This is a genomic window from Candidatus Eisenbacteria bacterium (genome assembly GCA_005893305.1).
Lineage (GTDB): Bacteria > Eisenbacteria > RBG-16-71-46 > SZUA-252 > SZUA-252 > WS-9.
Genome location: VBOZ01000033.1, coordinates 76,040 through 102,601, shown reverse-complemented (window position 1 = coordinate 102,601; position 26,562 = coordinate 76,040). Strand labels below are relative to the sequence as shown.

The 26,562-nt window shown below is 66.2% G+C and carries 21 protein-coding genes and 1 pseudogene (1 of these 22 running past the window's edge); 12 read left to right on the top strand and 10 right to left on the bottom strand.

Going from position 1 to position 26,562, the window contains the following annotated elements; translation table 11 throughout:
• Positions 1–18 precede the first annotated feature (18 nt).
• Both murJ and E6K79_10915 read left to right on the top strand, forming a co-directional pair.
• Positions 19–1,587, top strand: a complete 1,569-nt coding sequence (gene murJ / locus E6K79_10920) for a murein biosynthesis integral membrane protein MurJ (GenBank protein ID TMQ63147.1) — start codon at positions 19–21, stop codon at positions 1,585–1,587.
• Between the two features lie 24 nt (positions 1,588–1,611).
• Positions 1,612–2,412: an HAD family hydrolase gene (locus E6K79_10915; protein ID TMQ63146.1), complete on the top strand. Its 801-nt coding sequence runs from the start codon at positions 1,612–1,614 to the stop codon at positions 2,410–2,412.
• A gap of 45 nt (positions 2,413–2,457) precedes the next feature.
• Here the strand turns inward: E6K79_10915 and E6K79_10910 are convergent, their stop codons facing one another.
• The 3 genes from E6K79_10910 to E6K79_10900 all read right to left on the bottom strand — a co-directional run bounded on the left by E6K79_10910 (position 2,458) and on the right by E6K79_10900 (position 5,451).
• Positions 2,458–3,393 carry an FAD-dependent thymidylate synthase gene (locus tag E6K79_10910; GenBank protein TMQ63189.1) on the bottom strand — a complete coding sequence of 312 codons (936 nt, stop codon included), beginning with the start codon at positions 3,391–3,393 and terminating at the stop codon, positions 2,458–2,460.
• Between the two features lie 87 nt (positions 3,394–3,480).
• Positions 3,481–4,038 (bottom strand): DUF255 domain-containing protein, encoded by a 558-nt coding sequence (locus E6K79_10905; GenBank protein TMQ63145.1) that lies wholly within the window; start codon positions 4,036–4,038, stop codon positions 3,481–3,483.
• Between the two features lie 93 nt (positions 4,039–4,131).
• The gene (locus E6K79_10900) at positions 4,132–5,451 is read right to left on the bottom strand and encodes an MFS transporter (protein ID TMQ63144.1); all 1,320 of its coding nucleotides are present in this window, start codon (positions 5,449–5,451) and stop codon (positions 4,132–4,134) included.
• A gap of 33 nt (positions 5,452–5,484) precedes the next feature.
• On the opposite strand from E6K79_10900, the gene E6K79_10895 reads away from it, so the two are divergent.
• From E6K79_10895 to E6K79_10880, 4 genes are all read left to right on the top strand, one after another.
• Positions 5,485–6,663, top strand: coding sequence for a DUF3798 domain-containing protein (locus tag E6K79_10895; protein ID TMQ63143.1), 1,179 nt, complete (start codon positions 5,485–5,487; stop codon positions 6,661–6,663).
• Positions 6,641–8,251 (top strand): sugar ABC transporter ATP-binding protein, encoded by a 1,611-nt coding sequence (locus E6K79_10890; GenBank protein TMQ63142.1) that lies wholly within the window; start codon positions 6,641–6,643, stop codon positions 8,249–8,251. The genes E6K79_10895 and E6K79_10890 overlap by 23 nt, the downstream gene beginning before the upstream one ends.
• Positions 8,252–8,386: 135 nt before the next feature.
• Complete coding sequence (locus tag E6K79_10885; protein ID TMQ63188.1) at positions 8,387–9,322, top strand: ABC transporter permease; 936 nt, start codon at positions 8,387–8,389, stop codon at positions 9,320–9,322.
• Positions 9,322–10,386 carry an ABC transporter permease gene (locus tag E6K79_10880; GenBank protein ID TMQ63141.1) on the top strand — a complete coding sequence of 355 codons (1,065 nt, stop codon included), beginning with the start codon at positions 9,322–9,324 and terminating at the stop codon, positions 10,384–10,386. The genes E6K79_10885 and E6K79_10880 overlap by 1 nt, the downstream gene beginning before the upstream one ends.
• Before the next feature lies 1 nt (position 10,387).
• Here the strand turns inward: E6K79_10880 and E6K79_10875 are convergent, their stop codons facing one another.
• Both E6K79_10875 and malQ read right to left on the bottom strand, forming a co-directional pair.
• A complete protein-coding gene (locus E6K79_10875; GenBank protein TMQ63140.1) occupies positions 10,388–11,773 on the bottom strand; it encodes an HNH endonuclease in 1,386 nt (461 codons plus the stop codon).
• A gap of 335 nt (positions 11,774–12,108) precedes the next feature.
• The gene (malQ, locus tag E6K79_10870; GenBank protein ID TMQ63139.1) at positions 12,109–13,617 is read right to left on the bottom strand and encodes a 4-alpha-glucanotransferase; all 1,509 of its coding nucleotides are present in this window, start codon (positions 13,615–13,617) and stop codon (positions 12,109–12,111) included.
• 52 nt (positions 13,618–13,669) lie between these two features.
• Between malQ and E6K79_10865 the strand changes: the two genes are divergently transcribed.
• The 5 genes from E6K79_10865 (at position 13,670) to E6K79_10845 (ending at position 21,925) form a co-directional block, all read left to right on the top strand.
• Entirely contained in the window at positions 13,670–15,805 is a 2,136-nt protein-coding gene (locus tag E6K79_10865; protein ID TMQ63187.1) for a glycosyltransferase family 1 protein, read from the top strand.
• Positions 15,806–15,900: 95 nt separating this feature from the next.
• The gene (locus E6K79_10860) at positions 15,901–16,632 is read left to right on the top strand and encodes a hypothetical protein (GenBank protein ID TMQ63138.1); all 732 of its coding nucleotides are present in this window, start codon (positions 15,901–15,903) and stop codon (positions 16,630–16,632) included.
• Positions 16,629–19,145, top strand: coding sequence for a hypothetical protein (locus E6K79_10855; protein TMQ63137.1), 2,517 nt, complete (start codon positions 16,629–16,631; stop codon positions 19,143–19,145). The genes E6K79_10860 and E6K79_10855 overlap by 4 nt, the downstream gene beginning before the upstream one ends.
• Positions 19,142–21,379, top strand: a complete 2,238-nt coding sequence (locus E6K79_10850; GenBank protein TMQ63136.1) for a hypothetical protein — start codon at positions 19,142–19,144, stop codon at positions 21,377–21,379. Before E6K79_10855 ends, E6K79_10850 begins: the two co-directional genes overlap by 4 nt.
• An 87-nt stretch (positions 21,380–21,466) precedes the next feature.
• Positions 21,467–21,925 (top strand): ATP-binding protein, encoded by a 459-nt coding sequence (locus E6K79_10845; GenBank protein TMQ63135.1) that lies wholly within the window; start codon positions 21,467–21,469, stop codon positions 21,923–21,925.
• On the opposite strand, the gene E6K79_10840 is transcribed toward E6K79_10845, so the two are convergent.
• From E6K79_10840 to E6K79_10820, 5 genes are all read right to left on the bottom strand, one after another.
• Positions 21,909–23,078, bottom strand: coding sequence for an HD-GYP domain-containing protein (locus E6K79_10840; protein ID TMQ63134.1), 1,170 nt, complete (start codon positions 23,076–23,078; stop codon positions 21,909–21,911). The genes E6K79_10845 and E6K79_10840 overlap by 17 nt on opposite strands.
• A gap of 140 nt (positions 23,079–23,218) precedes the next feature.
• Complete coding sequence (locus E6K79_10835) at positions 23,219–23,959, bottom strand: cytochrome c biogenesis protein CcdA (protein ID TMQ63133.1); 741 nt, start codon at positions 23,957–23,959, stop codon at positions 23,219–23,221.
• A 28-nt stretch (positions 23,960–23,987) separates the two neighbouring features.
• Positions 23,988–24,536: a TlpA family protein disulfide reductase gene (locus E6K79_10830; GenBank protein TMQ63132.1), complete on the bottom strand. Its 549-nt coding sequence runs from the start codon at positions 24,534–24,536 to the stop codon at positions 23,988–23,990.
• Entirely contained in the window at positions 24,505–25,791 is a 1,287-nt protein-coding gene (locus E6K79_10825) for a glutamine synthetase (GenBank protein ID TMQ63131.1), read from the bottom strand. The genes E6K79_10830 and E6K79_10825 overlap by 32 nt, the downstream gene beginning before the upstream one ends.
• A 58-nt stretch (positions 25,792–25,849) precedes the next feature.
• Positions 25,850–26,272 carry a GNAT family N-acetyltransferase gene (locus E6K79_10820; protein TMQ63130.1) on the bottom strand — a complete coding sequence of 141 codons (423 nt, stop codon included), beginning with the start codon at positions 26,270–26,272 and terminating at the stop codon, positions 25,850–25,852.
• A 153-nt stretch (positions 26,273–26,425) separates the two neighbouring features.
• Between E6K79_10820 and E6K79_10815 the strand changes: the two are divergent.
• Positions 26,426–26,562, top strand: a pseudogene (locus E6K79_10815) (PadR family transcriptional regulator) (it continues 469 nt past the right edge of the window).

Below are 26,562 nucleotides of genomic sequence, written 5' to 3'. Positions count from 1 at the left end.
CGCCGACGATCCGGCCCCGTGAGCCAGAATAACGTAGCGCGATCGGCCGGGGTCATCTCCGCCGCCACGTTCCTGAGCCGCGTCCTGGGGCTCGTCCGCGAGCAGGTGTTCGCGGCCCAATTCGGTGCCGGGTTCGCGGTCGACGCGTTCCAGGTCGCCTTCCGGATCCCCAACCTGCTCCGGGACCTGTTCGCCGAGGGGGCCATGAGCGCCGCCTTCGTCCCGACGCTGTCGCGGGCGCAGGAGCGAAGCGGTCCGGAGGCGGCCCTTCGGCTGGCCAACCTCGTGATCAACTTCCTCCTCGTCGTCGTCTCCGCGATCTGCCTCGTCGGGATCCTCGCCGCACCGTGGATCGTGCGCACGCTCGCGCCGGGATTCGCCGCCGTGCCGGGGAAGCTCGAGCTGACCACGCTCATGACGCGCATCATGACCCCGTTCCTGGTCCTGGTCTCGACCGCGGCCGCCGTGATGGGATTCCTCAACACGCGGCGCGTCTTCTTCATCCCCGCCGTGGCGCCCGCGATGCTGAATTTGGCGCTCATCGCCGCGGGCTTCCTGATCGCGCCCCTCTGCCCACGCTTCGGTCTGGAGCCGATCGTGGGCATGGCGTTCGGCGCGCTGCTGGGTGGGCTCGGCCAGCTCTTGATCCAGGTGCCGGCGCTCCGGGCGCAGGGCTATCGATGGCGGCCCGAGGTCTCCTTTCGGGATCCCGACGTCCTCCACATGGTTTCGCTGATGACGCCGGCCGCGGTCGGCATCGCGGCCGTTCAGGTGAACAACTTCGTGAGCACGTTCCTCGCATCCTCGCTTCAGGAGGGGAGCGTCTCCTGGCTCAACTATGCCTACCGCCTGATGCAGCTCCCGATCGGCCTCTTCGGGGTCGCCATCGCCACGGTGACGCTGGCGGAGGTCGCGCGCCACGCCGCCCAGAAGAACATCGCGGGCCTGAAGGAGACGCTCTCGTCCTCGCTCCGCCTGGTCTTCCTGCTCACGCTGCCGGCGACCTTGGTCTTGATCGCGCTCGCGAGACCGATCGTGGCGCTCCTCTACCAGCACGGCAAATTCGGCGCGTCGGACACGGTCGAGACCGCGAAGGCGCTCTGGGCCTACGCCGCGGGCCTCGCGGCGTTCTCGGCGGTCCGGGTGATGGTTCCGGCCTTCTACTCCCTGGGCATGGCGCGGATTCCGGTCACGGTCTCATTCATCTCGATCGGCATCACGGTCGGCCTCAACTTTCTCCTGATGGGTCCGATGCGGCACGCGGGGCTCGCGCTCGCGACCTCGATCGGATCGGTGCTCAACTTCGCGCTCTTGTTCTGGATGCTTCGGTCGCGGATCGGCGGGATCGGGGGACGGGCGCTGGCGTTCTCCGCCGCGAAGATCTTGCTGGCAGCGGCCCTCGCCGGGGGCGCGGCCTGGTGCACGGCCGGCGCGGTCGAAGGCGTCGCCGGTCTCGAGAGCCTTGGCGCGCGGCTGGCCGTTGTGGGGGCGGGGTTTGCCGCCGCCGCCCTCGTCTTCCTCGGCGCGGCGACGATCCTCCGCGTGGAGGAGCTACAGCGGCTGCTGGGCCGTCTTCGCGGAGCGTAGAGCGCGAGCGATTGACGGGACGGTGTGCCCGGCGGGAGGGTATGCGGCGTGAAACGGCGAATCGCCCTGGTCTGCCTCGATGTGGATGGAACGCTGACCGACGGAGTGGCCGGCCCCGCTCTTCCCGGCGCGGCCGCCGTCATGGCGCGGCTTCGGGCGGCATTGCCGGTCCGCCTGGTGACCAACACCGCGAGCGTGCCGCACGGCACCATCGCGCGGCACCTGATCGGGCTCAAGCTCCTGGACGTCGCCGAATCGCTCTGGACCCCCGTATCGGTGGCCCGCCGGGTGCTGCCCGAGAAGGGACACGACAGCGGGATTCTCCTCGTGGAGGAGGCGGCTCGCGGCGATTATTCGTGGTTTCGTGAAGATCCCTCGGGCCCCGCGGTCGTCCTGGCCACCGAAGCGCACGGTTATCGGGTGGCCGATCTCCAGCCCGCGTTCCGGAGGCTCCTGGACGGCGCGGCCCTGTACGCGCTCCAGCGTAATCGCTACTTCAAGAAGGGCGCCGAGCTCGTGACCGACATCGGGCCCTTGGCGGCATTCCTCACCTACGCCTCGGGGCGTGAGGCCATGACGCTCGGAAAGCCGTCTCCGCTCCTCTACGACGCCGTCGCGGCGCAGGCCGGGGTGTCCCGCTCGGAGATCGTCATGGTCGGGGATGACGCGGAGTTCGACGTGGCCGCGAGCGTCGCGTTGGGGATGCAGGGCGTGCTGGTGAAGACCGGGAAGTATCGACCTGGCGATGAGAAGAGTGTCCAACCCCCGCCGACGGCGGTGCTGGAGAGCGTGAGCGAGCTTCCGCGGTGGTTGGGGATCGATTAGAGGGGCGGGGTGCGGAGGGGCTCCCCTTCGAGCCGCCCCGCGAGACTACCAGGGCGGTGTCAGCCCGAACGCTTTCAGCTTCGCCTCGATTTCTCTCCGCTCGCGATTGGGAGTCAAGGTCCCTTCAGCGCTCGGATTGAGAAGGCCCCGCTCGGCCGCGATGCTGCGGGCGCGATCCGGGGAGCCGGACGTGATGGCGCTGATGATCTCGAATTCGATCCGCGAGAGCGGAAGCGCGTGCCGACGGTAGTCGAGGAATGCCTCCCAGACGACCGGCACCCACTTGGCCACGATCTCCTCGCCGATGACCTTCGAGTAGGCGCGAATCTCGTCCTGAGCGTGATCGTCCATGCGGAGATTCAGGAAATGGAGGAGGTTGTGTAGGTCGATCTTCCAGTAAGCCTCGGTGTACGTGGAGAGGGGAAGATCCTTCCTCGCCTGCTCGCGGGCGACTCCGGCCGCGAGACGCGCTTCGTACGCCGCCCGCGCCTTCTCTTGTATTTCCCGCTCCTCGGCCGATAGCTGCGCGCCGACGTCGGTGGGTAGGAATCCCGCGCTTCCCTGTCGATTCCCGGTCGACTGCATCCGCCACTCGTCGGGCGCCGTCCGCTGGGCAGCATCGATGGCGACGGAATATCTCGTCGAATATTCATTCACATTTGCGCTTCTGTGCCGGATCCACTGCCGCCACGTATCCATGGGCACGCGCACGTGAAACTTGATCTCGCACATCTCGAACGGCGTGGTGTGCAGGTGACGCATGAGATATCGAACGAGACCGCGGTCTTCCTGCACGCGCTTGGTGCCGACGCCGTATGAAATCCGCGCGGCGCGCACGACCGCCGTGTCGTCCCCCATGTAATCGACGACGCGGACAAACCCGTCATCGAGCACGCGGAACGGCAGTCCGAGGATCGCGTCGAGCGCGGGAACGGCCGCCCGCGGCAAGCGGTCGGGAACCTCCTGCGGATTTTCAGGCACGACCGGGGATTCGCCCGTCGATACGGGCTCTGAGCCGGAGAGCTTGGGTGGGAGCTTCACGCGCGGGTCCTGGCCTCCGTGCTGCTGCTACTTGACCGCGGCTCGAAGCGAGTCGATGTAGTCGTTGAACTTTCCCTTCTCGTACCAGCGCGTGCTCACGTAGCGGGCGTAGATCATGAACTCGGGAGGCCTGAGGAATCCGCCCATTCCGCCCAGCATCTCCGCGTCGGGCTTCAGGAAATAGGTCGCGGGGTATCCGGTGACCCCGACGGCGCGCGCGAACTGGCGTTCGGTCAGATCCTTCCCCATCCATTTTAGCTTCGCGGAAGATTCGCCGTTCACCTTCGCCAGGACGAAGTTCTCGCGCAGGTAGGCGGCGACCTCGGGATCGCCGTAGGTCTGCTGCTCCATCACGCGGCACCACCCGCACCAGGTCGTGTAGATGTCGACGATCATGTGTTTCTTCTGGTTCTTCGCACGGGCGGTCGCGGCATCAAACGCGAGCCACTCGAGCTTCTCCGCGGGCTTGACGCCCTCCTCTTCGGCGCCGGACTTGGCGGCATCGGGCGGCATCGCGGCCGCCGGAGAAGGGCCGGGTGCGGTCAAAAGGCTCAGCGCTGCGAGGAGGGCGAGCTGCTTTCTCATTGGGAGCCTAAGTCCTTGGTGTTGTTAGCATTGGATGCCTTGCCCCGCCGGAGGAGGAGTCCAACATCCAGCACATGAGGATATCATCGCGATCTACCCCGCATCAACGCGCATTTCTTCCGATTCCGCCCGCCGACGCCTCGTCGCGGCCACCTGGAGCCACGCGATCGGCACCGACGAGAGCAGAAACGTGAACGAGAGCCACGGAATCGCGCCCAATCCAAAGCGATCGGCCAGGAGACCGGCGGTCACGGGACCAACGATCGTCGCGAGCGCGTAGGTCCCGTTCAGGACACCCAGCCCACCGCCGCGCTGCGCCGCCATCGAGTACTCGCTCGCGAGCGCGTTCGCGCTGACGTTCACCAGGCTGAACAAAGGGAGCGCGTAGAACGCCCCGAAGACCGCCGGGTCGCGGGTGAGCGCCATCCCCATGTACATCCCGACGTACAGCGTGACCCCGACCGCGAGCACGAGCTGGCCGCCGAATCGCCGGATGAGCGGCCCCACGTAGAGAAACGATACGACGCCCAGGACGCTCGAGGCGGCAAGCGCGTAGCGGATCGTCCGGATGTCGGCGCCCAACCGCTCGAACATGTAGACGGAGAAGAAGCCCCACGCCGCGTAGTTCCCCGATACGAACAGGAACGCGAGAAAGCAGAGCGAGAGGAGCCGGGGGTTCTCGTAGAGAGAGGCGAGGTCCTGGGCCAGCCCGGCCAGCCATCCGCGCCGTCCTTTCGGCGCCAGCGCCTCTCGTCTCTGATCGGGGAGCGCGACCGCGCAAAGGAGCCCGTGCGCCGCCAGGAGCGCCGCGCAGGTCCAGAGGGCCGCGCGCATGCCTGACTCGATGCCCCCTTCGAGAAGCCACCCACCCCCGAAGCTTCCGAGGCACCATCCCGCGCTCTGGGCCATCAACACGTAGGCGATCGACTGTTCCTTCCGGTCCGAACGCCAGAGCGTCACGTAGGTTTTGAGGGAAGGCGCGAGCGTCCCATAACAGAGCGAGGCGGCTCCGACGTAGGCCATGATCCCGAACCCTTGGTGGAACGCGGGGATCAATCCGGCCGCCGCGGCATAGCCGAAGATCCCCACGAGGATCATCGGCTTGAGCCTCCCCGTGACGTCCGAAAGCCCGCCCCAGAGGTTGCTTGCGACCATCGTCCCGAGCGCCGGTACCGCGACCAGGAGCGCCACGGTGACGTACGACGAGCCGTCCAGCGCGCGACGCACGTATAGGGGCAAATAGCCCTGAATCAGGGTGAGGGAGAGGCCTTCGAGGAGCGCGGCGGCAAGAATCAGCGGCGGCATAGGGGAGGCCGAAAGTACCATTTCTGGTGACCTTTTGCGGCGTTTGGTAGTATTGCTTTGTGGGGCCCGCGGCCCCGACGCCTTCCGAACCGTTTGGCCGGAACGCATATCCCCGCTCCCGCGGGTGGAGGCAATCTCAGAATGAAGAGCCAACGTCTGTTTCGCGCCGCCTCGGCGATCGTCGCGAGCGCGGCGATCCCATTTCTCGTCTTCTCCCTTCAGGGCTGCGGCAAGAGCGGAGCTGCGAAGACGGAGGCCGACCAAGCCTCCGCCCCGCTGGAGCGCGCGATCGATTTCAAGATCGGCATCATGACCGGCACCGTCTCACAGGGTGAGGACGAGTTCCGCGCCGCCCAGATGATCATCAAGAAGTACGGCGCCGACCACGTGAAGCACGTGACCTACCCCGACAACTTCATGAACGAGCAGGAGACGGTGATCGCGCAGCTCGTCGGGCTCTCCGACGATCCTGCCGTCAAGGTCATCATCGCGGGCCAGGCGATCCCGGGCTCGATCCCGGCGGTCCGAAAGATCCGTGAGAAGCGCCCCGACATCAAGATCGCGTTTATCGAAGCGCACGAAGACCCCGCCATGGTGAACTCCACGGTCGATCTGTCGATCCAGCCCGACCAGCTCGCCCGCGGAAAGACGATCGTGGGCGTCGCGAAGATGATGGGCGTCACCGACCTGATCCACTATTCCTTCCCGCGCCACATGTCGCAGGAGCTCATCTCGCGGCGGCGCGACATCATGAAGACGGCCGCGGCGGCTAATGGGATCCGGTTCCACTTCGTGACCGCGCCCGACCCGATGGGCGAGGGAGGCTTGAACGCGACCCAGCAGTTCGTGCTCGAGGACGTTCCTCGGGAGCTCAAGACCTACGGTCCCAAGACCGCGTTCTTCTCGACCAACTGCGGGATGATGGACCCGATGATCAAGGCCGTGGTGACAAACGGCGGGTACATTCCCGAGCAGTGCTGCCCCAGTCCGACCCACGGCTATCCGACGGCGCTGGGCATCGCGATCCCGGCCGACAAGGCGGGCGACATGGCGTACATCAACGCGGAGAACAAGCGCGTGATCGCCGATCACCATATGACGGGGCACTTCGCGACGTGGCCGGTGCCCGAGGTGATGCTATCGATCCGGGCGATGACCGATCTGATGGTCGACTCCGTCGAAGGAAAAGCCGACTACAAGGATCCGGCGCAGGTGAAGGCCTACATGGAGAAGCTGGCCAAGGTCCCGATCACGCTGACCAAGTACGACGAAGCCAAGGGCAACTCGTACCTGTTCCTTGTCAGCAACATCTACTACTAGCGGAAACGCAGCTGCCCTCGAGCTCCGCGACGTCGTAAAGGAGTTCGAGGGCAATCGTGTCTTAAAGGGTGTTTCCCTGACGGTCTCCGCCGGGGAGATCCACGCCCTCGTCGGCGAGAACGGCGCCGGCAAGTCGACCCTCATGAACATCCTCTTCGGCATGCCGGTCATCCACGAGACCGGCGGCTACGGAGGGCAGGCCCTGCTTGGAGGCGAGGCGGTCCGCTTCAAGAGCCCCGCCGAAGCGATGGCCGCAGGGATCGGGATGGTCCACCAGGAGTTCATGCTCCTCCCCGGGTTCCGCGTCGCCGAGAACATCAAGCTGAACCGCGAGCCCGCGCACCCCACCCCGCTCACTCCTCTCTTTGGCCACGGCCTCGATGCCCTCGACGTCCCGCGGATGCGCCGGGATGCGAGGCAGGCGCTCGACCGCGTCGGGCTCGGGATCGACGAGTGGCTCCCGGTCGCCGGCCTTCCCGTCGGCCACATGCAGTTCGTCGAGATCGCCCGCGAGATGGACAAGGAGCGGCTCAAGCTCCTCATCTTCGACGAGCCGACGGCGGTTTTGACCGAGACCGAGGCCGACCGTCTGCTCGAAGCGATGCGCGATTTCGCGGCGCGCGGCGTGGCCGTCCTCTTCATCACCCACCGGCTGGACGAGGTGCGCGCGGCCGCGGACCGTGTCACCGTGCTGCGCGACGGCGAGATCGTCGGACAGGTCGACCCGAAGACGACGTCGGTCGTGCGGATCGCCGAGCTCATGGTCGGGCGCCCCGCGGCCGCCGCGGCCGGGCGGCGTGCCTTCGACGCGGCGGGCGATGCCGCGCTCACGATCACGAAGCTGATGGTCGACATGCCGGGCGAGCCGGTCCACGACGTTTCGCTCACCGTGAAGCGGGGCGAGATTCTGGGGATCGGCGGCCTGGCGGGCCAGGGCAAGATCGGGATCGCGAACGGGATCATGGGTCTTTATCCCGCCTCGGGCGAAGTCCTCCTGCATGGCGAGCCGTTTCCTTTGAACGAGCCTCGGAAGGCGCTCGAGCGAGGTCTCGCGTTCGTCTCGGAGGATCGCCGCGGCGTCGGGCTCCTGGGCGAGGAGAGCGTGGAGCTCAACATCGCGCTCGCCGCGCTGGAGGCGCAGGGCCGCTTTTTGCGGCGGTTTCCGATTCCGGCGCTTCGCCCTCTGGATCAAGGGGCGCTTCGCCGCCACGCGCTCGACATGATCGAGCGTTTGGACATCCGAACCCAGGGGCCGACGCAGCAGGTCCGGCGCCTCTCCGGGGGAAACCAGCAGAAGGTCTGCTTGGCGCGAGCGATGACGTTGGAGCCGAAGCTCCTCTTCGTTTCCGAGCCGACGCGCGGCATCGACGTGGGAGCGAAGGAGCGGGTGCTGCAGATCTTGGTGGGATTGAACCGCGACCAAGGCGTGACCGTGGTGATGACCTCCTCGGAGCTGGCCGAGCTTCGCTCCCTCTGCGACCGGATCGCGATCGTCTATCGCGGCCGAATCGAGACGATTCTCCCGCCCGGGGCTCCGGACGCCGCCTTCGGCCTCGCGATGGCCGGCGAGACGGCCGCCGCGGCGTGAACGCGGGCGTTGGGCGTCGGTGAAGGCCGCGGCGTGAACGAGCAGATCCGCGCGACGATCAAGGAAATCGGCCTCCCGCGCCTCCTCATCGCGGGATTTTTGCTCGCCCTCTTCGCGGTCGCGGTCGCCACCCACATGGATCTCCGCTCCCTGATCTCCGATTCGATCACCCGCGTCGCGCGGAATGGAATACTCGTCCTGGCGCTTCTGCCGGCGGTTCAGGGCGGGCTCGGGCTCAATTTCGGGCTCCCCATCGGGATCATCTGCGGCTTGATCGGCTGCGTCGTCTCGCTGAACGCGGGCGTCCTGGGCGTCGCCGGCCTCGCCTACGCGACCGGGATCGGGCTCGTCCTCGCGATCCCGGCCGGCGTCGCTTACGGATGGCTCCTCAACCGGACGCGCGGTCAGGAGATGATGGTCGGGACCTATCTCGGCTTCGCGATCGTCTCGGGGATGTCGATCTTCTGGCTGCTCGCGCCGTTCAAGAATCCGACGTTGGTCTGGGCGATCGGCGGAAAAGGACTTCGCACCACGCTCGCCTTGACCGGGATCTACGACAAGATTCTCGACCGGTGGCTCGCGTTTTCCGTGGCGGGCGTCGCGATCCCCACCGGCGCGCTCTTGGTGTTCGGCGGGCTCTGCTTCCTGGTCTGGCTATTCTTCCGCACACAGATGGGGATCTCGATCGCCGCCGCCCGCTCGAATCCGCGCTTCGCGCTGGCCGCCGGAATCTCGGATCAACGGACGCGGATCCAGGCTTCGGTCCTCACGACCGTGCTCGGCGCGATCGGGATCGTCGTCTACTCGCAGTCGTTCGGCTTCGTGCAGCTCTACACCGCCCCGCTCTTGATGGCCTTCCCCGCAATCGCCTGCATCCTGATCGGCGGCGCGACCGTGACGCGCGCCACGATCGGAAACGTCGTGATCGGGACGCTCCTCTTCCAATCGATCCTCACGATCGCGCTCCCTGTCACGAGCCAGGTGATCGAAGGAGATATCAGCGAGACCGCCCGGCTCATCATCCAGAACGGGATGATCCTCTATGCCCTGACGCGCGTGGGAAAGAGCTGATGCGCCGCGCGCTCCTGCGTCACGCGGTCCCGATCCTGTTCGCCGCCCTCTGCATCGCGGGGATCTGGGTCGCCAAGATCACGCCCTCGTTTCTCCTGGGCGAGATGCTGATCCGTGTCGGCCGAAACTCGGTCCTCGTCCTCGCGCTCTTGATCCCGATCCTCGCGGGCCTGGGGCTCAACTTCGGCATCGTGATCGGCGCCATGGCGGGCCAGGCCGCGGCGATCCTCGTGACCCATTGGAAGATTCCGGGGATCGCGGGATTCGCGGCCGCGTGGCTCCTCGCGACGCCGCTCGCGATCTTGTTCGGGCTCGCAACCGGCGCGTTGTTCAACAAGGCGAAGGGGCGGGAGATGGTCTCCGGTCTCATCGCGGGATATTTCGCGAACGGGGTCTATCAGCTCCTGTTCCTGTTCGCGCTCGGCTCGATCATCCCGTTCCACGATCCCGGGATGGTTCTGCCCCAGGGCTACGGCCTCCGGAACACGGTCGACCTCACGACGATCCAGTACGCGGTCGACGACCTGGTGGCCGTGCATCTGCCCGTCGAGGGGCGCCAGCTCCGCGTCCCGGTCGTGTCCTATGCGGTGGTGGCGGCCTTCTGCGCGTTCACGCTGTTCTTCATGCGCACGCGCCTCGGGCAGCAGCTCCGAGCGATGGGGCAGGATGCCCACGTGGCCGCGATCGCCGGGATTCCCGTGGAGCGAAATCGTGTGATCGCGACGGTGCTGTCGACTGTATTCGCATCCTGGGGTCAGTTGCTGTTCTTGCAGAACATCGGGACGCTCAACACCTATAACTCGCACGAGCAGGTCGGAATGTTCGCGATCGCCGCACTCTTGGTGTCGGGCGCGACGGTCTCGCGCGCGACGGTGGGGCAGGCGCTTCTGGGTACGATCCTATTTCACACGTTATTCGTGGTTTCGCCCCTTGCGGGCAAGGCGCTGGCGGGCGACGCGCAGATCGGCGAGTACTTCCGTGTCTTCGTGGCCTACGCGGTGATCACGGTGGCGCTGGTGCTACATGCTTGGCAGGCCGCGGCGAAGGCGAGGGCGCGACGGTAGATCATCGTCGGCCGAGAGACGTCAAGGCTGCTCGCATCCGCTCCTCCAGCGTGGCGCCATGAAGGTTCGCTGCGATCGCCGCTGCGCGACGTGCCTGGTCGGCTCGGCATCCGAGGTCTTGTAATCCAGCCAACACGTCGCGGACCTGCTCCCGGGCAGCGCACTCCTTCTCCAACGCTGCGCGCTCCCTGACATCGGTCCCTTCCAACATGCCCCGGGGCATGTTGTGGGAGACCCGCGCCCGTGCTTCCGCCACGTTCCGCGCCCGTGATTCCGCCGCAGCGCGTCGCGCCTCTTGACGCTTGTGGCTCATGAACCCCGCACCGAACATGCGCTCCGCTTCGTACTGGTTGTGCGCCCGACACCGGAGCCGCATCCCCTCTACGGTTGCCCGTCCCCCTCGCGCCACCGGGTCGACATGGTCGAACTCCAGGAATCGTCGCGATTCACAGCGGTGGCCTGATGCGCCGACGAAGGTGCATTGACCCCCGTCCCGCTCCCAAACGGCACGGCGGACGCGTGCCGGGACGTAGCGGTTTCGGGTAGTCGGGCGTGAGCGTGCCACCATCGACGTCACGACCGAGCGCTCACCCACCGGTGGGGTGTGGAGTCGACGCCCCGAGGGGCTGGCGGGTCCGAGCTTAGGCCGCAGGCGAGTGCCGGCGCCCAGCTTTCGTTTCTCGAGCTCAACGATCAGGGCATCAAGCGCCCGGTCGAGCACCTGAGCGACATCCCCCGAGGGAACAGCATGGCTCAGCAGGTCCTGGGCGTAGCGGAGCTTGTCGCGCGTGCTCTTCCCGATCGTGAGGTTGAGGAGGAAGCTCTCGGGCGCTGCCTTACAGTCAGGTCGCACATCTTCAACATGCCCCGGGGCATGTTGATGTAGGACATCTCCTACATGCGCTGGCGCATGTTCCGGGATCATCGCCGGGATTGAACCCACCATCGCCGGGATCGCGCTCACCATCGCCGGCAGTCCCGGCTTCGGAAAGAGGCGGGCCAGCAGTTCCTCGATCTCGGCCTTCCGCCGCCGGGTCGCTGCCTCCATGAGGCTCTCAGCGTTCTCCACCGTGAGATGGGGCGCCAACAAGCACACAGCTGTCAGGTGTAGCCGCCCGTCAGCCAGCGCGTCGAGCAGGGCCGGGAACTGCCGAGCGATCCGGGCCGCCTGGATCCGCTTTGAGGCCGCGTCCTCGGACAAGCGCAGCTCCCCCACACAGTACGCATGCATGGACGGATAGCCGGTCGGGGCGTACAGCCGCCGTGCATCGACCTCGGCGATGTGGGCGAGGATCGCGGCCGTAGTCACGCGATCGTGGGCGATAAGCGCAGCCAGATCGCGAATGAGAACAGCATCGCTGAGATGGGTCAACGAGAAGTGGCGCATGAGAACACCTGCTCACGGGGCATCTCCTCTGAAGTTGCCTGGATCACAACCAGGCTTCAATGGGGGTGCTTCTCTTATATCACGAGCCATTTCGTCGGCCGCAGAGGCTCGCAGCGCACACGTTGGAGGGCAGGGAGTCTTTTGAGATCCAATGCGCTCGATCGGATTGTTCGCGGTATGCAAGGAGGCCTGGTGACGCGGTGGTGAGGACACGCGGAGAGTCAGCGATTTGGCCAGCGAAACTCGTCAAGAAAAATCTTGGAAAACTATCGCACGCCGGGCCGACTTCATGTCCGCGTTAGCCATGTTGGGCTCAAACATCAAGCAGCCGGGGGTCAGGTAACGCTGAAGGCTCTCCCCGCCCCTTCCGCCAGCCCTCTCATCCGCGCCGCACGCTCCGTCGTCAACGCCCCCTCCGCCATCCTCCACTCCCAATTCCCGTCGGGCTCCGACGGCATGTTCATTCGTGCCTCGCTTCCCAGGCCGAGCACATCCTGCATGGGAATGATCGCCGTCCGCGCGGGCGAATCCAGCGCGACGCGGATCATGTCCCACTCGATCTCGCGTCCGTCGCCGCCCACGGTACCCAGCACCTGCGCCCGCTCGCTCTCATCGAGTCCCTCGAACCATCCCCGCGACGTGTCGTTGTCGTGTGTGCCGGTGTAGACGATCGCGTTCTCGACGTGATTCCTCGGATGGTGCGTGCTCCTCGGATCGGTGAGCCCGAACTGGAGCACGCGCATTCCGGGAAATCCCGACGCGCGGAGCAGATCCCGCACAGGCTCGTCGATAATGCCGAGGTCCTCCGCCACCAGCTTCAACTCCCCCAGTTCCCGTCGGAGCGCCTCGAACAGCTTCATCCCTGGGCCGCGAACCCATCGCCCCTCCATTGCCGTCTGTGCCGCTGCAGGGATAGCCCAATACGACGCGAACGCCCGAAAATGATCGATCCGCACCCTATCAAACATCGCCAGCGCGGCCCGCACCCTTACCACCCACCACTTGAACCCTTCCGCCTCCATCCGATCCCACCGGTACAAAGGATTCCCCCAGAGCTGCCCCGTCTCGCTGAAGTAGTCGGGGGGAACGCCAGCCACGTCCTCGGGCATTCCGTCCTCGCCTAAAGTAAACAGCCGCTGATTGGCCCAAACCTCGGCGGAGTCGAGCGCGGGGTAGATCGGCATGTCGCCTAAGATCTCGATCCCCCGCTCACGCGCCGCTTCACGAAGCCGCTTCCACTGCCGCGCGAAGATCCACTGGACGAACGCATGGTACTCCCGCTCGACCGTGACCGTTCGCTCCGCCGCCTCGAGCGCCGCAGGCTTTCGACCGGCGACCGGCTTATACCATTCCGTCCAGGGGCCGCCCTCCTGGCGATCCTTGACCGCCGCATAGAGGGTCCAATCCGCCAGCCACGCGGCGTTCCCGGGCGACTCCAGAAACCCCTTCAGATCCTCCCTCGCCGCGCGCGACCCCGCATCGCCTCCGCGCCGCACGTTCTCCCACGCCGCGCGAAGCATCCGCTCCTTCCACATTCTGGCCCGCTCGTAGTCGACCGGCCCTTCCAAAAACTCGGGGACCTCCTCCAGCGCCTCCGCGTCCAGGAGCCCCTCCTCCACCAACCATTCGGGGGAGATCAGGAGCGGGCTCCCCGCGAAGACCGAGAGCGCGCTGTAGGGGGAATTTCCGAGTCCGGTGGGCCCTAAAGGCAGCACCTGCCACACCGACAAACCGGCCGAGGCGGCCCAATCGAGGAATCGGATGGCCCGGGGGCCGATGTCGCCGATGCCGTAGGGGCCGGGCAAGGAGGTGGGATGAAGGAGAAGGCCGGCGTTTCGGACCATAGGGGCCGGAAGTCTAGCGCCGCGGCCCTCTTCTGTGGCACTCTTTCGCGCTATGCGAACGATGCCGACAGCCTTGGAACGACTCCCCGAGCTGGCCCAGAACCTGTGGTGGTCCTGGCACCTCGAGGCGCGAGACTTCTTTCGCGCGCTCGACGAGACGCTTTGGCGGGAGACCCGGCACAACCCGGTGCGCTTCCTCCACGAGATCGCCGCCGAGCGCCTGGTCCTCGCCGCGGCCGACCCGGAGATCCTGCGCCGCTACGAAACGGTGATGAAAGCGTTCGACGCAGCGATCCGCGGCGACAAAAACTGGTGCGCCGAGCGTCACCCCGCGGTCTCGGGATGCACGCTCGCGTTCTTCTCCGCGGAGTACGGCATCCACAACTCGCTCCCGCTCTATGCGGGCGGGCTTGGTGTCCTGGCCGGCGATATCACCAAAGAGGCGAGCGACCTCGGAATTCCCCTCGTCGGAATCGGCTTCATGTACCCGCAGGGATACTTCCGCCAGTACGTGAACCCGGAAGGCAGGCAGGAGGAGGTCTACGAGCAAATCGATCGCGGACAGGTTCCCGTCGCCCCCGTGACCACCGCCGACGGCAAGCCGATCCGGGTCAGCCTGACGCTGCCCGACCGCATGCTTCAGGTGGCGGCGTGGAAGGTCCTGATCGGTAGGAGCGTCCTCTACCTGCTCGACACCGACCTCGACGGCAACGCACCCTGGGATCGGGAGCTGACCGGGCGGCTTTACGGTGGGGACCAAAACGCGCGATTCCTTCAAGAGATCGTGCTCGGCGTCGGCGGAGTGCGGATGCTGCGCGCGCTCGGCGTGAAACCCACGGTCTGGCACGGGAACGAAGGCCACACGGCGCTCATGATGGTGGAGCGACTCCGCGAGCGGCTCCGCGCCGGGGTCGACTTCGACCGCGCTGTGGAGGAGGTGCGCGCCACCACGATCTTCACGACGCACACGCCCGTTCCCGCGGGCAACGACGCCTTCCCCTTCCCGCTCGTCGAGAACTACGTCTCGCGCCTCGGAGAATACGGCGCCGTCATCGACGCATACCGCGAGCGGCTCTACAGCATGGCCACCCACCCGGCGGCGTGGGGTCCCGCGTTCAACATGACCGCACTCGCGCTCCGGCTGAGCGGGCGCGTGAACGCGGTGAGCCGGAAGCACGGCGAGGTCGCGCGCGCGATGTGGCAGGACCTCTGGCCGGGGCTCCCCGTGGATCAGGTACCGATCGCGTCGATCACCAACGGCGTGCACGTGCCGACCTGGATCGCGGGCGACATCGATCGCCTCCACAAGCGCCACGTTGCCGAGGACTGGATCGAGCGGCACGACGATCCGGCCCTATGGGAGCGCGTGTCGGCGATCCCGGACGAGGCGCTCTGGGAGGTCAGGCGGAGGCTCAAGGCCGGCCTTTTTCGCTTCCTGCGCGATCGAGTCCGCCAACGATGGGCCGCGAGCCACGCCGATCCCGGTCAGGCCGTCGCGCTCGGGTCGCTCCTCGATCCCGGGGCGCTGACGATCGGCTTCGCCCGGCGCTTCGCCACGTACAAGCGCGCGGGCTTGATCCTCCGCGATCCCGCCAGGCTCCACGCGATCCTCACGAATGAGCGGAGGCCGGTCCAGATCATCTTCGCCGGGAAGGCGCACCCGGCCGACGAGCAGGGGAAGGAGATTCTTCAATCGGTCTATCGGGCCGCGCGCGATCCGGCCGCGGCCGGCCGCGTGGCGTTCCTCGAGGACTACGACATGCACGCTGCGCATTGGCTCACGCAGGGCGTCGATCTCTGGCTCAATAATCCGCGCGCCCCGCAGGAGGCATCCGGGACAAGCGGGATGAAGGCGGGAATCAACGGCGTTCCCAGCGTGAGCATCTTGGATGGCTGGTGGGCAGAGGCCGCGGGACGCGCGAACGGCTGGGCTTTCGGCGGCGACGCCGAGGCGCCGGATGCCGACGCCCGCGATGCCGCCGAGCTATACAGGCTGATCGAGGAGACGATCGTGCCGCTCTACTACGATCGAGATTCCGGCGACATCCCGCGCGGATGGCTCGAGGTGGTACGGCAGGCGATCCGGACCGTCACGCCCGCCTTTTCGGGCCGGCGAATGATGAAAGAGTACGTCGAGCTGATGTACATCCCCGCCGCGCTCGGCGCCATCGGCAGTCGTAAGTCCTAGCGGCACCGAACGGCGCCAAGCCCTAGCAGCGGGGTCGCCAAACCCTAGCACCAGGGTCGCCGGACCTCTACGGTTTGGGGTAGAGTCCCCTCTCCATGCATTTCAACGTCGAGCCCACCGATTTCCTCACGATCGGCCTCCTTGTCCTCCTCGAGGCCGCGCTGAGCGCCGACAACGCCCTGGTCCTGGCGGTCCTCGTCCTCCCGCTCCCGGTCGAGAAGCAGAAGCGGGCGCTCCGGTACGGGATCGTGGGGGCGGTTGGCTTCCGGATCGTGGCAACGTTGTTCGCCGTTTACATCATCCATTGGGAGTGGGTGAAGCTGGTGGGCGCGGCCTACCTGCTCTATCTGCCGGCGAGGCATTTCTGGCACCATCCCGACGAATCGAAACGGGGAACGCCGAAGGCGATCGCGACGATTCTCGGCCTCACCGCGTTCTGGAGCACGGTCGTGCGGGTCGAGCTGACCGACATCGTCTTCGCGATCGATTCGATCCTCGTCGCGATCGCGATGTCGCGCAAGATATGGGTCATCATCAGCGGCGGCGTTCTCGGGATCATCGCGATGCGCGTCCTGATCGGACAGCTCCTTGGGATCGTCCGATCGTTCCCGTCGATCGTCGACGGCGCCTACGTCATCGTCGCGTGGGTCGGCGTCAAGCTCCTGATCGAGTACCTCCACGGCATTCACGTCATCGGCTGGGAGATTCCGCGGTGGCTCTCGATCACCGTCATGCTCGTGTTGTTCGGGGCGAGCGCGATCTACGCGAAGCGGGCCAAGCCGGGAGTCAAGCACTCGGCAGGAAAGGCACAGGACATGGTGGAATGATGAGACCACGCTCAGCGTTCGCCCGCGCCGTCGTCGCCACGGCGATCCTATTCCTCGCCACCACCGGTCGCGCTGCCGCCTGGGAGGGGCTCGCCCCCTACGCGGAGGAGTCCGACGTTCTCTCGACTTCTCCCTCGACCGACGACGGCGCGATCGGGGCGATGTTCAACCCGGCGCAGTGGGGAGTCCTCGAGAAGCCGGAGCTTTCCTTCTTCTGGTCGGATGAAAACGTCCGGCCGAATCACATGGACCAGTGGGGCGTCACCGCGGGAGCGGGACTCGGCTTCACGCTCCGGCGCCACGACCGGCAATTCCCCGGCGGCGCGCGGAACGTGACCGACTATCAGATCGGATTCGGGAGCGGATCGGGCAGGCATTTCGAGGGCATGGCCCTCGGGTTCTCGGGTCCCGGCAAGGGCGCGTTCGCGCGGCAGAACTACTTCGCGGCCGGCGATATCGCGCGCCCCACACGATGGCTCTCCTTCGGCACCACGGGGCGGATCGCGCTTCAGGGCGGCGATCACGACGCCGGGGTCGACGTCGGAATTCGTCCCCTCAGCGACGCGAGGATCACGATCTTCGGCGACTATTCGCTGAGCCGCGGCGAGCGGTGGGACGACGGGCCGCTCGCGGGCGGGATCGAGGTGCGCCCGATTCCCGGCCTCCAGGCGGCCATTCGATACGGCGACCAGGATCGATTCCAGGTGACCGTAGGCGTCGTGCTCGATCGGGCCGGGTTCCGGGCCACGCCCCACTTCGACAAGGACGCGAACCTCGGCGCGACGCGCTACGCGATCCGGCTGAATCCGCCCATCAAGGGTTTCGACCTCGACGGGAAGCGAAATAGCAAGCGGCGCTTCGTGGAGATTGATCTCAAGGGCCGGGTGGCCTACCAGGCGTACCGCTACTGGGACCCCGGCACGATCTCCCTCCGCGGCTTGACCGAGCGGATCGAGTTCGCGATCGACGACCCGACGGTCGGGGGCGTCGTCCTCAATCTCTCCGGCCTCGAGGCGAACCCGGCCATGCTCTGGGAAATCCGGGAGAAACTTCTCGCCCTCAAGCAGCGTGGAAAGAAGGTGATCGTCTACGCCGACAATCTGAACCTCGGGAAGCTCTACCTGGCCTCGGTCGCGGACCGTCTGGTGATGGATCCGCGCGGATCCCTCCTGATGCCGGGAATCCAGATCTCCCGCACCTACATGAAGGGACTACTCGCCAAGCTGGGAGTGGGTTTCGACGAATGGCGCTTCTACAAATACAAGTCGGCGCTGGAGGCGTTCTCCCGCGACAACATGTCCGCGGCGGATCGAGAGCAGCTCCAAGCGGTAGCCGACGACGCCTATGCCGAGCTCGCGAACGGGGTCGCCCAATCGGGGCGCGCCACGCGCGAGGACTTCGATCGGGTCGTGAACGAGGAGCCGTTTCTCTATGCGAGCCGCCTCCTCGAGCTCAAGTGGGTGGATGCGCTGGGCCGCGCGGACAGCGTGAAGGCGGTCGTGAAGATGGTGGGCGGGCGGCGGGCCAGGCTCGCCTCCTACCCGACCCTTCTGGAGCGCAGGTGGCGCCCCGACGAGGAGTGGGGGCCCAAGCCCACGCTCGCGCTCGTCTATGCGATCGGCGAGTGCGCCATGGACGACGGCATCAAGGCGCGCGCGAGCTCCAAGGCGATCCGGCAGCTCCGCGAGAACCGCGACGTGAAGGCCGTGGTCATGCGCGCCGATTCCCCCGGCGGCGATCCTCTCGCGTCCGATCTCGTCGCGGGGGAGATTCGCGCGCTCAAGGCGGCGAGGAAACCGGTCTTTGTCAGCCAGGGCCGCGTGGCCGGGAGCGGCGGCTACTGGATCAGCATGGACGCCGATACGATCACCACCACGCCGTTCACCGTCACCGGCTCGATCGGGGTGATCGGCGGCTGGGCCTGGAACGAGGGCTTTGGAGAGAAAACCGGCTTCTCATCGGATCGCGTCCAAGTCGGAAAGAGCGCGGACCTCCTGGGCGGCATCCGGCTCCCGATTCTCGGCGCGACCCTCCCGGAGCGAAACCTCGACGCGGCCGAGCGAAAGCAGATCGAGCGCTCGTTCGCGGAGCTCTATGACGATTTCACCCAGAAGGTGGCGTCCGCGCGGAGGCTCGACGTCGCGCGCGTGCGCGAGCTCGGCGAGGGGCGGATCTACCTGGGGCGCCCGGCGGTCGAGAATCGCCTGGTGGATCGCGTCGCCACGCTCGATGAGACGATCGAGGCCGCGAAGCGCGCGGCGGGAATTCCGGAGAAGCGGAACGTGCAAGTCGTCGAGTACCCGAAGGCGCCGCTCTTCCGGCTCCCGATGTTCCTGAGAGGCGTACTCGGCCCCGCGGCTAGGGCGAACGCCGCCGCCGGCACCTTGCCGCTCAGCGCCCCGGGTCTTAGCTACGAGGCGCGGGTACTGCAGGCGATCCTGGACCAGCCGGGCCGGCCGCTCCTCCTGATCCCGGGCTCGGTACTTCCCTCGGAGCTTGAAGCTGTCCCATGAACGTGGGCGCCTTAGGCAACGCGCCGATCGCACTGGCCTACCTCGTGGTCGGCGCCCTGGTCCTATTCCTGGGAATCATCATCCTCCGCGAGGCGCCGCGCGAGCGGGCCAATCGCGCCACGGCGCTGATGCTCTTCTCGGGCGGGGTCGGCTCGGTGCTCGGCGCGATCGGGATCGTGCTGAACAGCATGGGACCGAACAAGGCCGGGTCGAACGACATTCTCCGCTCGTTCAATTACATCTGGGAGTTCTTCTTCCCCTCGCTCCTCTTTTTCGCGTGCGTCTTCCCCAAGGAGAACCGGCTCTTCCGGCGGATCCCGTTCGCGTCGCTCTGGATTTTCGCCCCGCACCTGTTCCACCTGATTCTCATGATCCTCCAGGGACAGGGGGCGCTCTGGGGGCAGGTTGCCGCGAAGCTCGCGCAGAATCCCGCCGGAGCCAAGGCGATCGAGTACGGCCGGCTCCCGTTCGAGCTGATCTTCCGGTTCCACCAGATCCTCTTCTCGCTGGTGAACCTGGCCTACATCGCGGCGGCGCTCACCATTCTCTGGAACAGCTGGCGCCGGAGCGAGAACCCGAGAATCCGGGCGCAGGTCCGCACGATCTTCTACGGGCTCTCCGCGTGCGCCGGACTCTACGCCGTCGCGGTGCCGATCCCCGCGCTCTTCAACACGTTCTGGCCCCCCGTCGTGCGCTCGACCCTGATCGTGGTGGCGCTCGTCGTGGGATCCGTCGCGATCGCCTACTCGATGGTGCGCTACCGCTTCCTCGACGCGAACCTGATCGCGCGAAAATCGATTCTCTACTCCGTCACCCTCGCCTTTCTTCTGAGCGTGTACATGCTCATCGTCCGCCGCCTCGACGCGCTGATCGAGACGGTCGCGGGCGTCGACACCACGATCTTTCAAACGGCGTTCCTCATGCTCGCGCTGGTCCTGTTCCAGCCGCTCTTCTCCTGGCTGGAGGAGGCGCTCGATCGCTACTTCCTGCGCGACAAGGGCGACTTTCGGACGATCGTCCGGAGGATGAGCGGCGAGATGCTCACGGTGCTCGACCTGGACACCCTGGCCGAAAAGCTCCTGAACGCTCTCCGCGAGGGGTTGCCCGCGCGCACGACCGTGCTCCTGGTCGCGCCCGACCGGAGGCAGCACTCGGCCTGGGGCTTTGGGGGCCGGGTGGATCTGGAGGCGATCGGCGCGATCCCGCGTGAGGCGCTCTTGAGGCTTCTCGACGATACGGACCTGCTCCGCGGCAAGGAGGCCCGTTCCCTAGCCGAGGATCGCGCGCTTCAAGGTCCCTTGGCGCCGCTCTTCGAGACCGAGCCGTATCTGATCCTTCCGCTTCGGTACGGAGGAAATTTCCTCGGGCTCGTGGCCCTGGGCCGGAAGATCACGGAGACGCGCTACACGGCCGCCGAGACCTCGCTCCTCGCGACCTTGACGAACCAGACGAGCGTCGCGGTCACGACCACGTTCCTCTATCGGGACAGCCTGGAGAAGAAGATCCTCGAGGAAGAGCTCGCGGTCGCGCGGCGAATCCAGCGGCAGTTTCTCCCGAGCAGCCTTCCGCTGTCCCCGGGCTTCACGCTGGCCGGCCTCAACGCGCCGAGCAAGGCGGTGGGGGGCGACTACTACGACACGGTCGATCTGGGACGGGGGGATTACCTGGTCGCGATCGCCGACGTGGCCGGCAAAGGGGTCCCCGCGGCGCTCCTCGCGTCGATGGTCCAGGCCGCGATCCGCACCTCCGCGCTGGACCGGAAGCCGGTCGGCGAGCTGATGGGGCGCCTGAACCGCCTCGTGCACGACGCCACGACGGACGACCGGTTCGCGACGTGCATCCTGGCGGAGGTGGAAGCCGACGGGCTCGGAGTCTCCCTCTCGAACGCGGGCCACAACTACCCCATCCTCCGCTCGGCGAACGGAATTTGCAGGTCGCTCGATGAAGGGGGAATCCCCTTGGGGGTTCAGCCGGGCGTCCAGTATGCCCAGACGCGAACGACGCTTCTCCCGGGGGACGCGCTCATCATGTATACGGACGGGATCACCGACGCGCGGAATCGCCTGGGCGAGGACTTCGGGGAGGGGCGGCTCTTAGAGCTGGTGGAGCGGCTGCCCGAGCGCCTGACCGCCGACGAGATCATCCGCGCCATCGCGGATGAGGTGACGCGGTTCAGCGACGGCGCGGACCAGATGGACGACATCACGTTGGTCGCCCTGAAGGCGAATTCGTGAGTGCCCGCGCGCCGCATCCGGCCGGAGACCTGACCAGGCGCCCCAAACCGATGCCCGCGCGCCGCGCCGTTCTGTTACAGTATTGACATGGGCGCCGCCCCCATGAACTCATCCGGCGATTCGGGCGACACCATCCGCCTCACGATCGGAAGCCGTCTCGAACAGCTCTCCATGGTCCATGCCCTGATCGCGGGGCTCGCCCAGCAGTACGAATTGGGCGACGAGGCCGAGAACGCCCTCATGATCGCCGTGATCGAGGCCGGCACGAACGCCATCCAGCACGGCAACGTCTTTGCCGACGACAAGTCGGTCACCTTCGACTTCACGGTGCATCCCAGCGACATCATCGTTCAGGTGGATGATTTCGGGGAGGGGTTCGATCCGAGGAAGGTGGCGAATCCGACCGACGAATCGCACCTCTTGAATCCGCACGGCCGCGGGCTCTACCTGATGCGGTCCCTCATGGACGAGGTCACGTTCCGCACCCGCCCCGACCACGGCACCACGGTCATTCTCCGCAAGGCCCGCCTCACCCCCGCTCGCTGACGCGCTCCGCGCGGGGCCGCATGTGCTCGAGCGTCCGCTTCACGGCGGGGTAGATCTGCTCGAACGCGGCGACGACCTTCGGGTCGAAGTGGGTTCCCGCGTTCCGCCGCAGCTCGACCAGCGCTTCCTCCTCGGGGAGGGCCTGCCGATAGGGCCGGTTCGAGGTCATCGCGTCGAACGCGTCCGCGACCGCCATGATGCGCGCCTCGATCGGAATCGCGTCGCCGGCCAGCCCGTCCGGATAGCCTGACCCGTCGTAGTGTTCGTGGTGCGACCGAACGCCGGGGAGAAGCGGCCGGAGCATCTCGATGGGGCTCAGGATGCTCTCCCCGATCAGCGGATGCATGTCCATCTTCTCCCGCTCCATCGTGTTCAGCCGGTCGCGCTTCGAGAGGATGTTCTCGTCGACCGCGATCTTCCCGATGTCGTGGACGAGGCAGGCCCGGTGGATGACGTCGAGCGCCTTCGCGCCCAGGCCCAGCTCCTTGCCGATCGCCTCGGAGTAGGCGGCCACCCGGACCGAGTGGCCCTCGGTCGCCGAATCCTTCGCTTCCAGCGCCATCGTGAGCGAGACGATGACGCTCATGAAAAGCTCTTCCAGGTGCGCCCGGTGGCTGTCCTCGCGCGCCGCGACCCCGGCCAGCGTGGCGAGCCCCCGGAACGCGGCGACGTGCTCGGCATGGAACGGCAACGCCGCCGAGTGGTTCACGAGCAGGGCGCCGATCATCTCGCCCTGTCCGCGAATCGGGGCGAGCGCCCCCCAGTTCATCCCGGCCGCGAACAAGAATTCACGCGCCCACGCGGTCCGCTGCTTCCGCTGGAAGAGCGTGACGGTGTCGCGCTTCAGGAACTCGTCGAGCAGCTCGACGCCGCTCCCCGCGAGGACGAATTGCCTCCACTCGGCGAGCACCCCTTCGGCCGCCATGAATGTGTATTCCCCGTCTTTGTCTCGGATCAGGATCGCGACGCCGTCCGGATTCAGGAGCCGGCGCGCTCCCTCAACGACTTGGGCGAGCGAGGTGCCGCCCGCTTCGAAGGGAACGAGGGACCGCGCGACCTGGTCCAATCCGTTCAGGAGCGCGAGAGCGCCCGGAAGGGTTTCGGCGGCGTGTGCGACGGTTGGACGGTTGGTTGCCCGCGTTTTTGTCGCCATTGCCTCAGTCGTGCGTCGGGGCTTGAGCCCGCCGCAGGGAGATGTGGGACGTTCCTTCGTTGTCGATCGAAGGGAGCCCCCCCAGGTCCCCCCGATGAGGTAGCTATCGGTTTTTTGAAGCGAATGTTTAGAGCTGAGCGTCAGCCGAGCGCGGGAAGAAAGCGGGCGAGGAAGGCCACGAAGTTCGAGAAGAGGTTTGTGACGAGGGCGAGTCCAAAGACAATTAAAATTGCACCGCTCACGACCTCGATCGTGCGAAGTGAACGACGGAGGCGGCTGGATGCGGCCAAAAACGAGTTCATTCCGAGGGAGGCGAGCAGGAACGGAACGCCCAGCCCCAGCGAGTAGACGCTGAGCAGGAGAATTCCGGTCCCCACGGTCTTGGCCGTGCTCGCATAGAGGAGGATCGACGCGAGAATCGGGCCGATGCACGGGGTCCATCCCGCGGCGAACGTGATCCCGACGAGGATCGAGCCGAGGACGCCGAGAGGCTTCCCGCTCAAGTGGACCTTCCGCTCGCGCGAGAGGAACGGGATCTGGATGATCCCGGTCAGGTAAATTCCAAAGAAGACGATCAGGATCCCGCCGGCGATGCGGAGCGTGTCTTGATGCTCGCGGAGGAACTGCCCGGCCGCGGTAGCGGTCGCCCCCAGCGCGATGAACACCATCGAGAAGCCCAGGATGAAGGCGAGCGAGTGGATCAGGGTGAGCCGGCGGACGCGGGGCCCCTGGTCCGCGGCCGTCAGCTCATCGAACGAGAGCCCCGTGATGAAGGTGACGTAGGACGGGACCAGCGGGAGAACGCACGGCGAGACGAAGGAAACCACGCCAGCCAGGAACGCCGCGACGAGAGAAACCTGATTGAGCTGTGCGTCGAACATGGCGAGGACCCGGGCCGCGCGGACGGCTCTAGCCGGCCGTGAGGAGGGGCTTGATCGTCTCCTCGAAGACCTCGGGGTCCGTGTAGCCCATGAAGCGCTTCACGACCTTGCCGTTCTTGTCGAGCACGAACGTGGTCGGGATGCCGGTGATGCCGCCGTAGCTCGACGCCGTCTCGTCGTTCGCGAGCAACATCCTGTAGTTGACGTTGTATTCCTCCGCGAACGGCTTGACCACCGACGCGCCGCTCTTGTCGAGTGAGAGCCCGACGATCTCGAGCCCTTGGTCGCGGTATTTCGATTGAAGCGCGACGAAGTGCGGTACCTCTTGGCGGCAGGGCGGGCACCAGGTGGCCCAGAAATCGAGAATCACGACCTTGCCCCGCAGGTCGCTGGTTTTCACGACCTTCCCGTCGAGATCCGGAAGCGCGAATTCCGGCGCCTCCGTGCCTATAGCGGCACGGCCCCCTGCGGCGTGGCCCCCCTGTCCGCCCTTGCCACAGCCGGCGGACAGGGTGAGCGCGACCGCGAGCGCTGAAACGAGGGCTCTAGAGAATCGGGTAGTACTCATTGAGCTCATTCTCGAGAAACTTCGTATAGACGTGATCCCCAAGCGTCTCTTTGACGAGCTTCGACTTGCTCGTCAACTCCACCGCCTCGATGAGACTACCGGGTAGGCTCTCAATGTCCAACTGCTTGCGCTCGTGCGCGTCCATCTCGTAGATGTCGTCCTCGGTAGGGGGCCTCAACGTGTAGCCGGCGTCGATCCCCTTCAGGCCGGCCGCAAGACACACCGAGAACGCCAGATACGGGTTACAGGCGGGATCCGGGCAGCGGAGCTCGATCCGCGTCGCCTTCTCCTTGCCCGGCTTGTACATGGGAACCCGCACGAGGGCGGAGCGGTTCCGCTGGCCCCACGCGATGTAGACCGGCGCCTCGAACCCCGGCACCAGGCGCTTGTATGAATTCACCCACTGATTCGTGATCGACGTGATCTCGCGCATGTGCGTCAGGAGTCCCGCAAGGTACGCGCGGCCGTTCTTGGAAAGGTGATGCTTGTCCTTCGCGTCGAAGAAGACGTTCTTGCCGGCCTTGAAGAGCGACTGGTGGACGTGCATCCCGCTCCCGTTCTGGCCGAAGATGGGCTTCGGCATGAAGGTGGCGTAGTAGCCGCCCTGACGGGCGATCTCCTTCACGACGTAGCGATAGGTGATGGTCTGGTCGGCCATCTTGAGCGCTTCCGAGTAGCGGAGGTCGATCTCGTGTTGGCTGTGCGCCACCTCGTGATGGGAGGCCTCCACGGAGATCTCCATCGCTTGGAGCGCCTCGACTGTCCGCGAGCGGAGCTCCGTGCCGAGATCGTCCGGGACCTGGTCGAAGTATCCCGCGGCGTCGAGGAGCGTGCGTTCTTTAAGGCTCTTGAAGTAGAAGTATTCGAGCTCGGGCCCCATGTAGGCGGTATAGCCTTCCTTCTCGAGCTTCTTCGCCATCCGCTTGAGGACGCCCCGGGTGTCGCCCAGGTACGGGGAGCCGTCGGGGTTGTGGACGTCGCAGATGACCCGGCCGACATTCTCGCCGTTCACCTTCCACGGAAGGAGCTGGAACGTCGAGATGTCGGGCATGGCGACGAGGTCGCTCTCATAGATTCGGGCGAACCCTTCCACCGAGGAGCCGTCGATGCCGATCCCCTCGGCAAGCGCCACGCTCAGCTCGCGGAGTGTGATCGCGACCGCCTTGAGCTGGCCCAGGATATCGACGAACCACATGTGGATCATCTCGACACCGCGCTCCTCACAGAACTTCACCACATCCTTGGCCGTCTTCAAGCTTTCCATTCCGTTCTTCTCCTTCCGTCTAGAGGTCCGCGGGGATTTCTAGTCCCGCTCCCGGGCGCTAACGCCGGAATGTCATCGCCATGTCCCGTTCCTTCCGAAAGCCCAGCCGCTCGTAAAATGCGTGCCGGTCCTTGGTGAGCAGGACGAAATTGGTCACCGTCCGCAAATCCGGGTGCTCGAGCACTCGATGCATCATGAGCTTTCCGATGCCCCTGCCCTGGTGCGACGGCAGGACGATCACGTCCCAGATCGTGGCGCGGTAGGTCAGATCGGAGATCACGCGGGCGAACCCGACCATCCGCTTCCCCTCCCAGGCCGAGATCACCGGGCGCGAATGCTCGAGCGCCCGGCGGACCTGGTCTCTCGTTCGATCCTGCGCCAACCACGTGATCCGGTAGAGATCGAGGAGCTGTGCGAGGTCCACGCGGGCGGGATCATCCGTGCACTCGATGGGAGAGGACAATGGGTTGGCGGAGGGCATGCGGAACGATAGGTGGCGATCGAGCGCCGCGTCAACGAAACAAAGGGGATGCCCTAACGTGCTGGCGGGCAGCGGGTTCGCCGGAGGGCAGTGGGCGACCCAGGGGGCGCGGCGCGCGGGCTATATATCTGAAAGATATATACTCCCGAGGCAATGCCGGGACACCGATCCACGCCCTACGCGATCCTCGGGCTCCTTCGCATGGCGCCGATGTCGGGATACGAGATCCGGAAGCAGCTGGCGTCCGACGCGGAATATTTCTGGAGCGAGAGCTACGGTCAGATCTATCC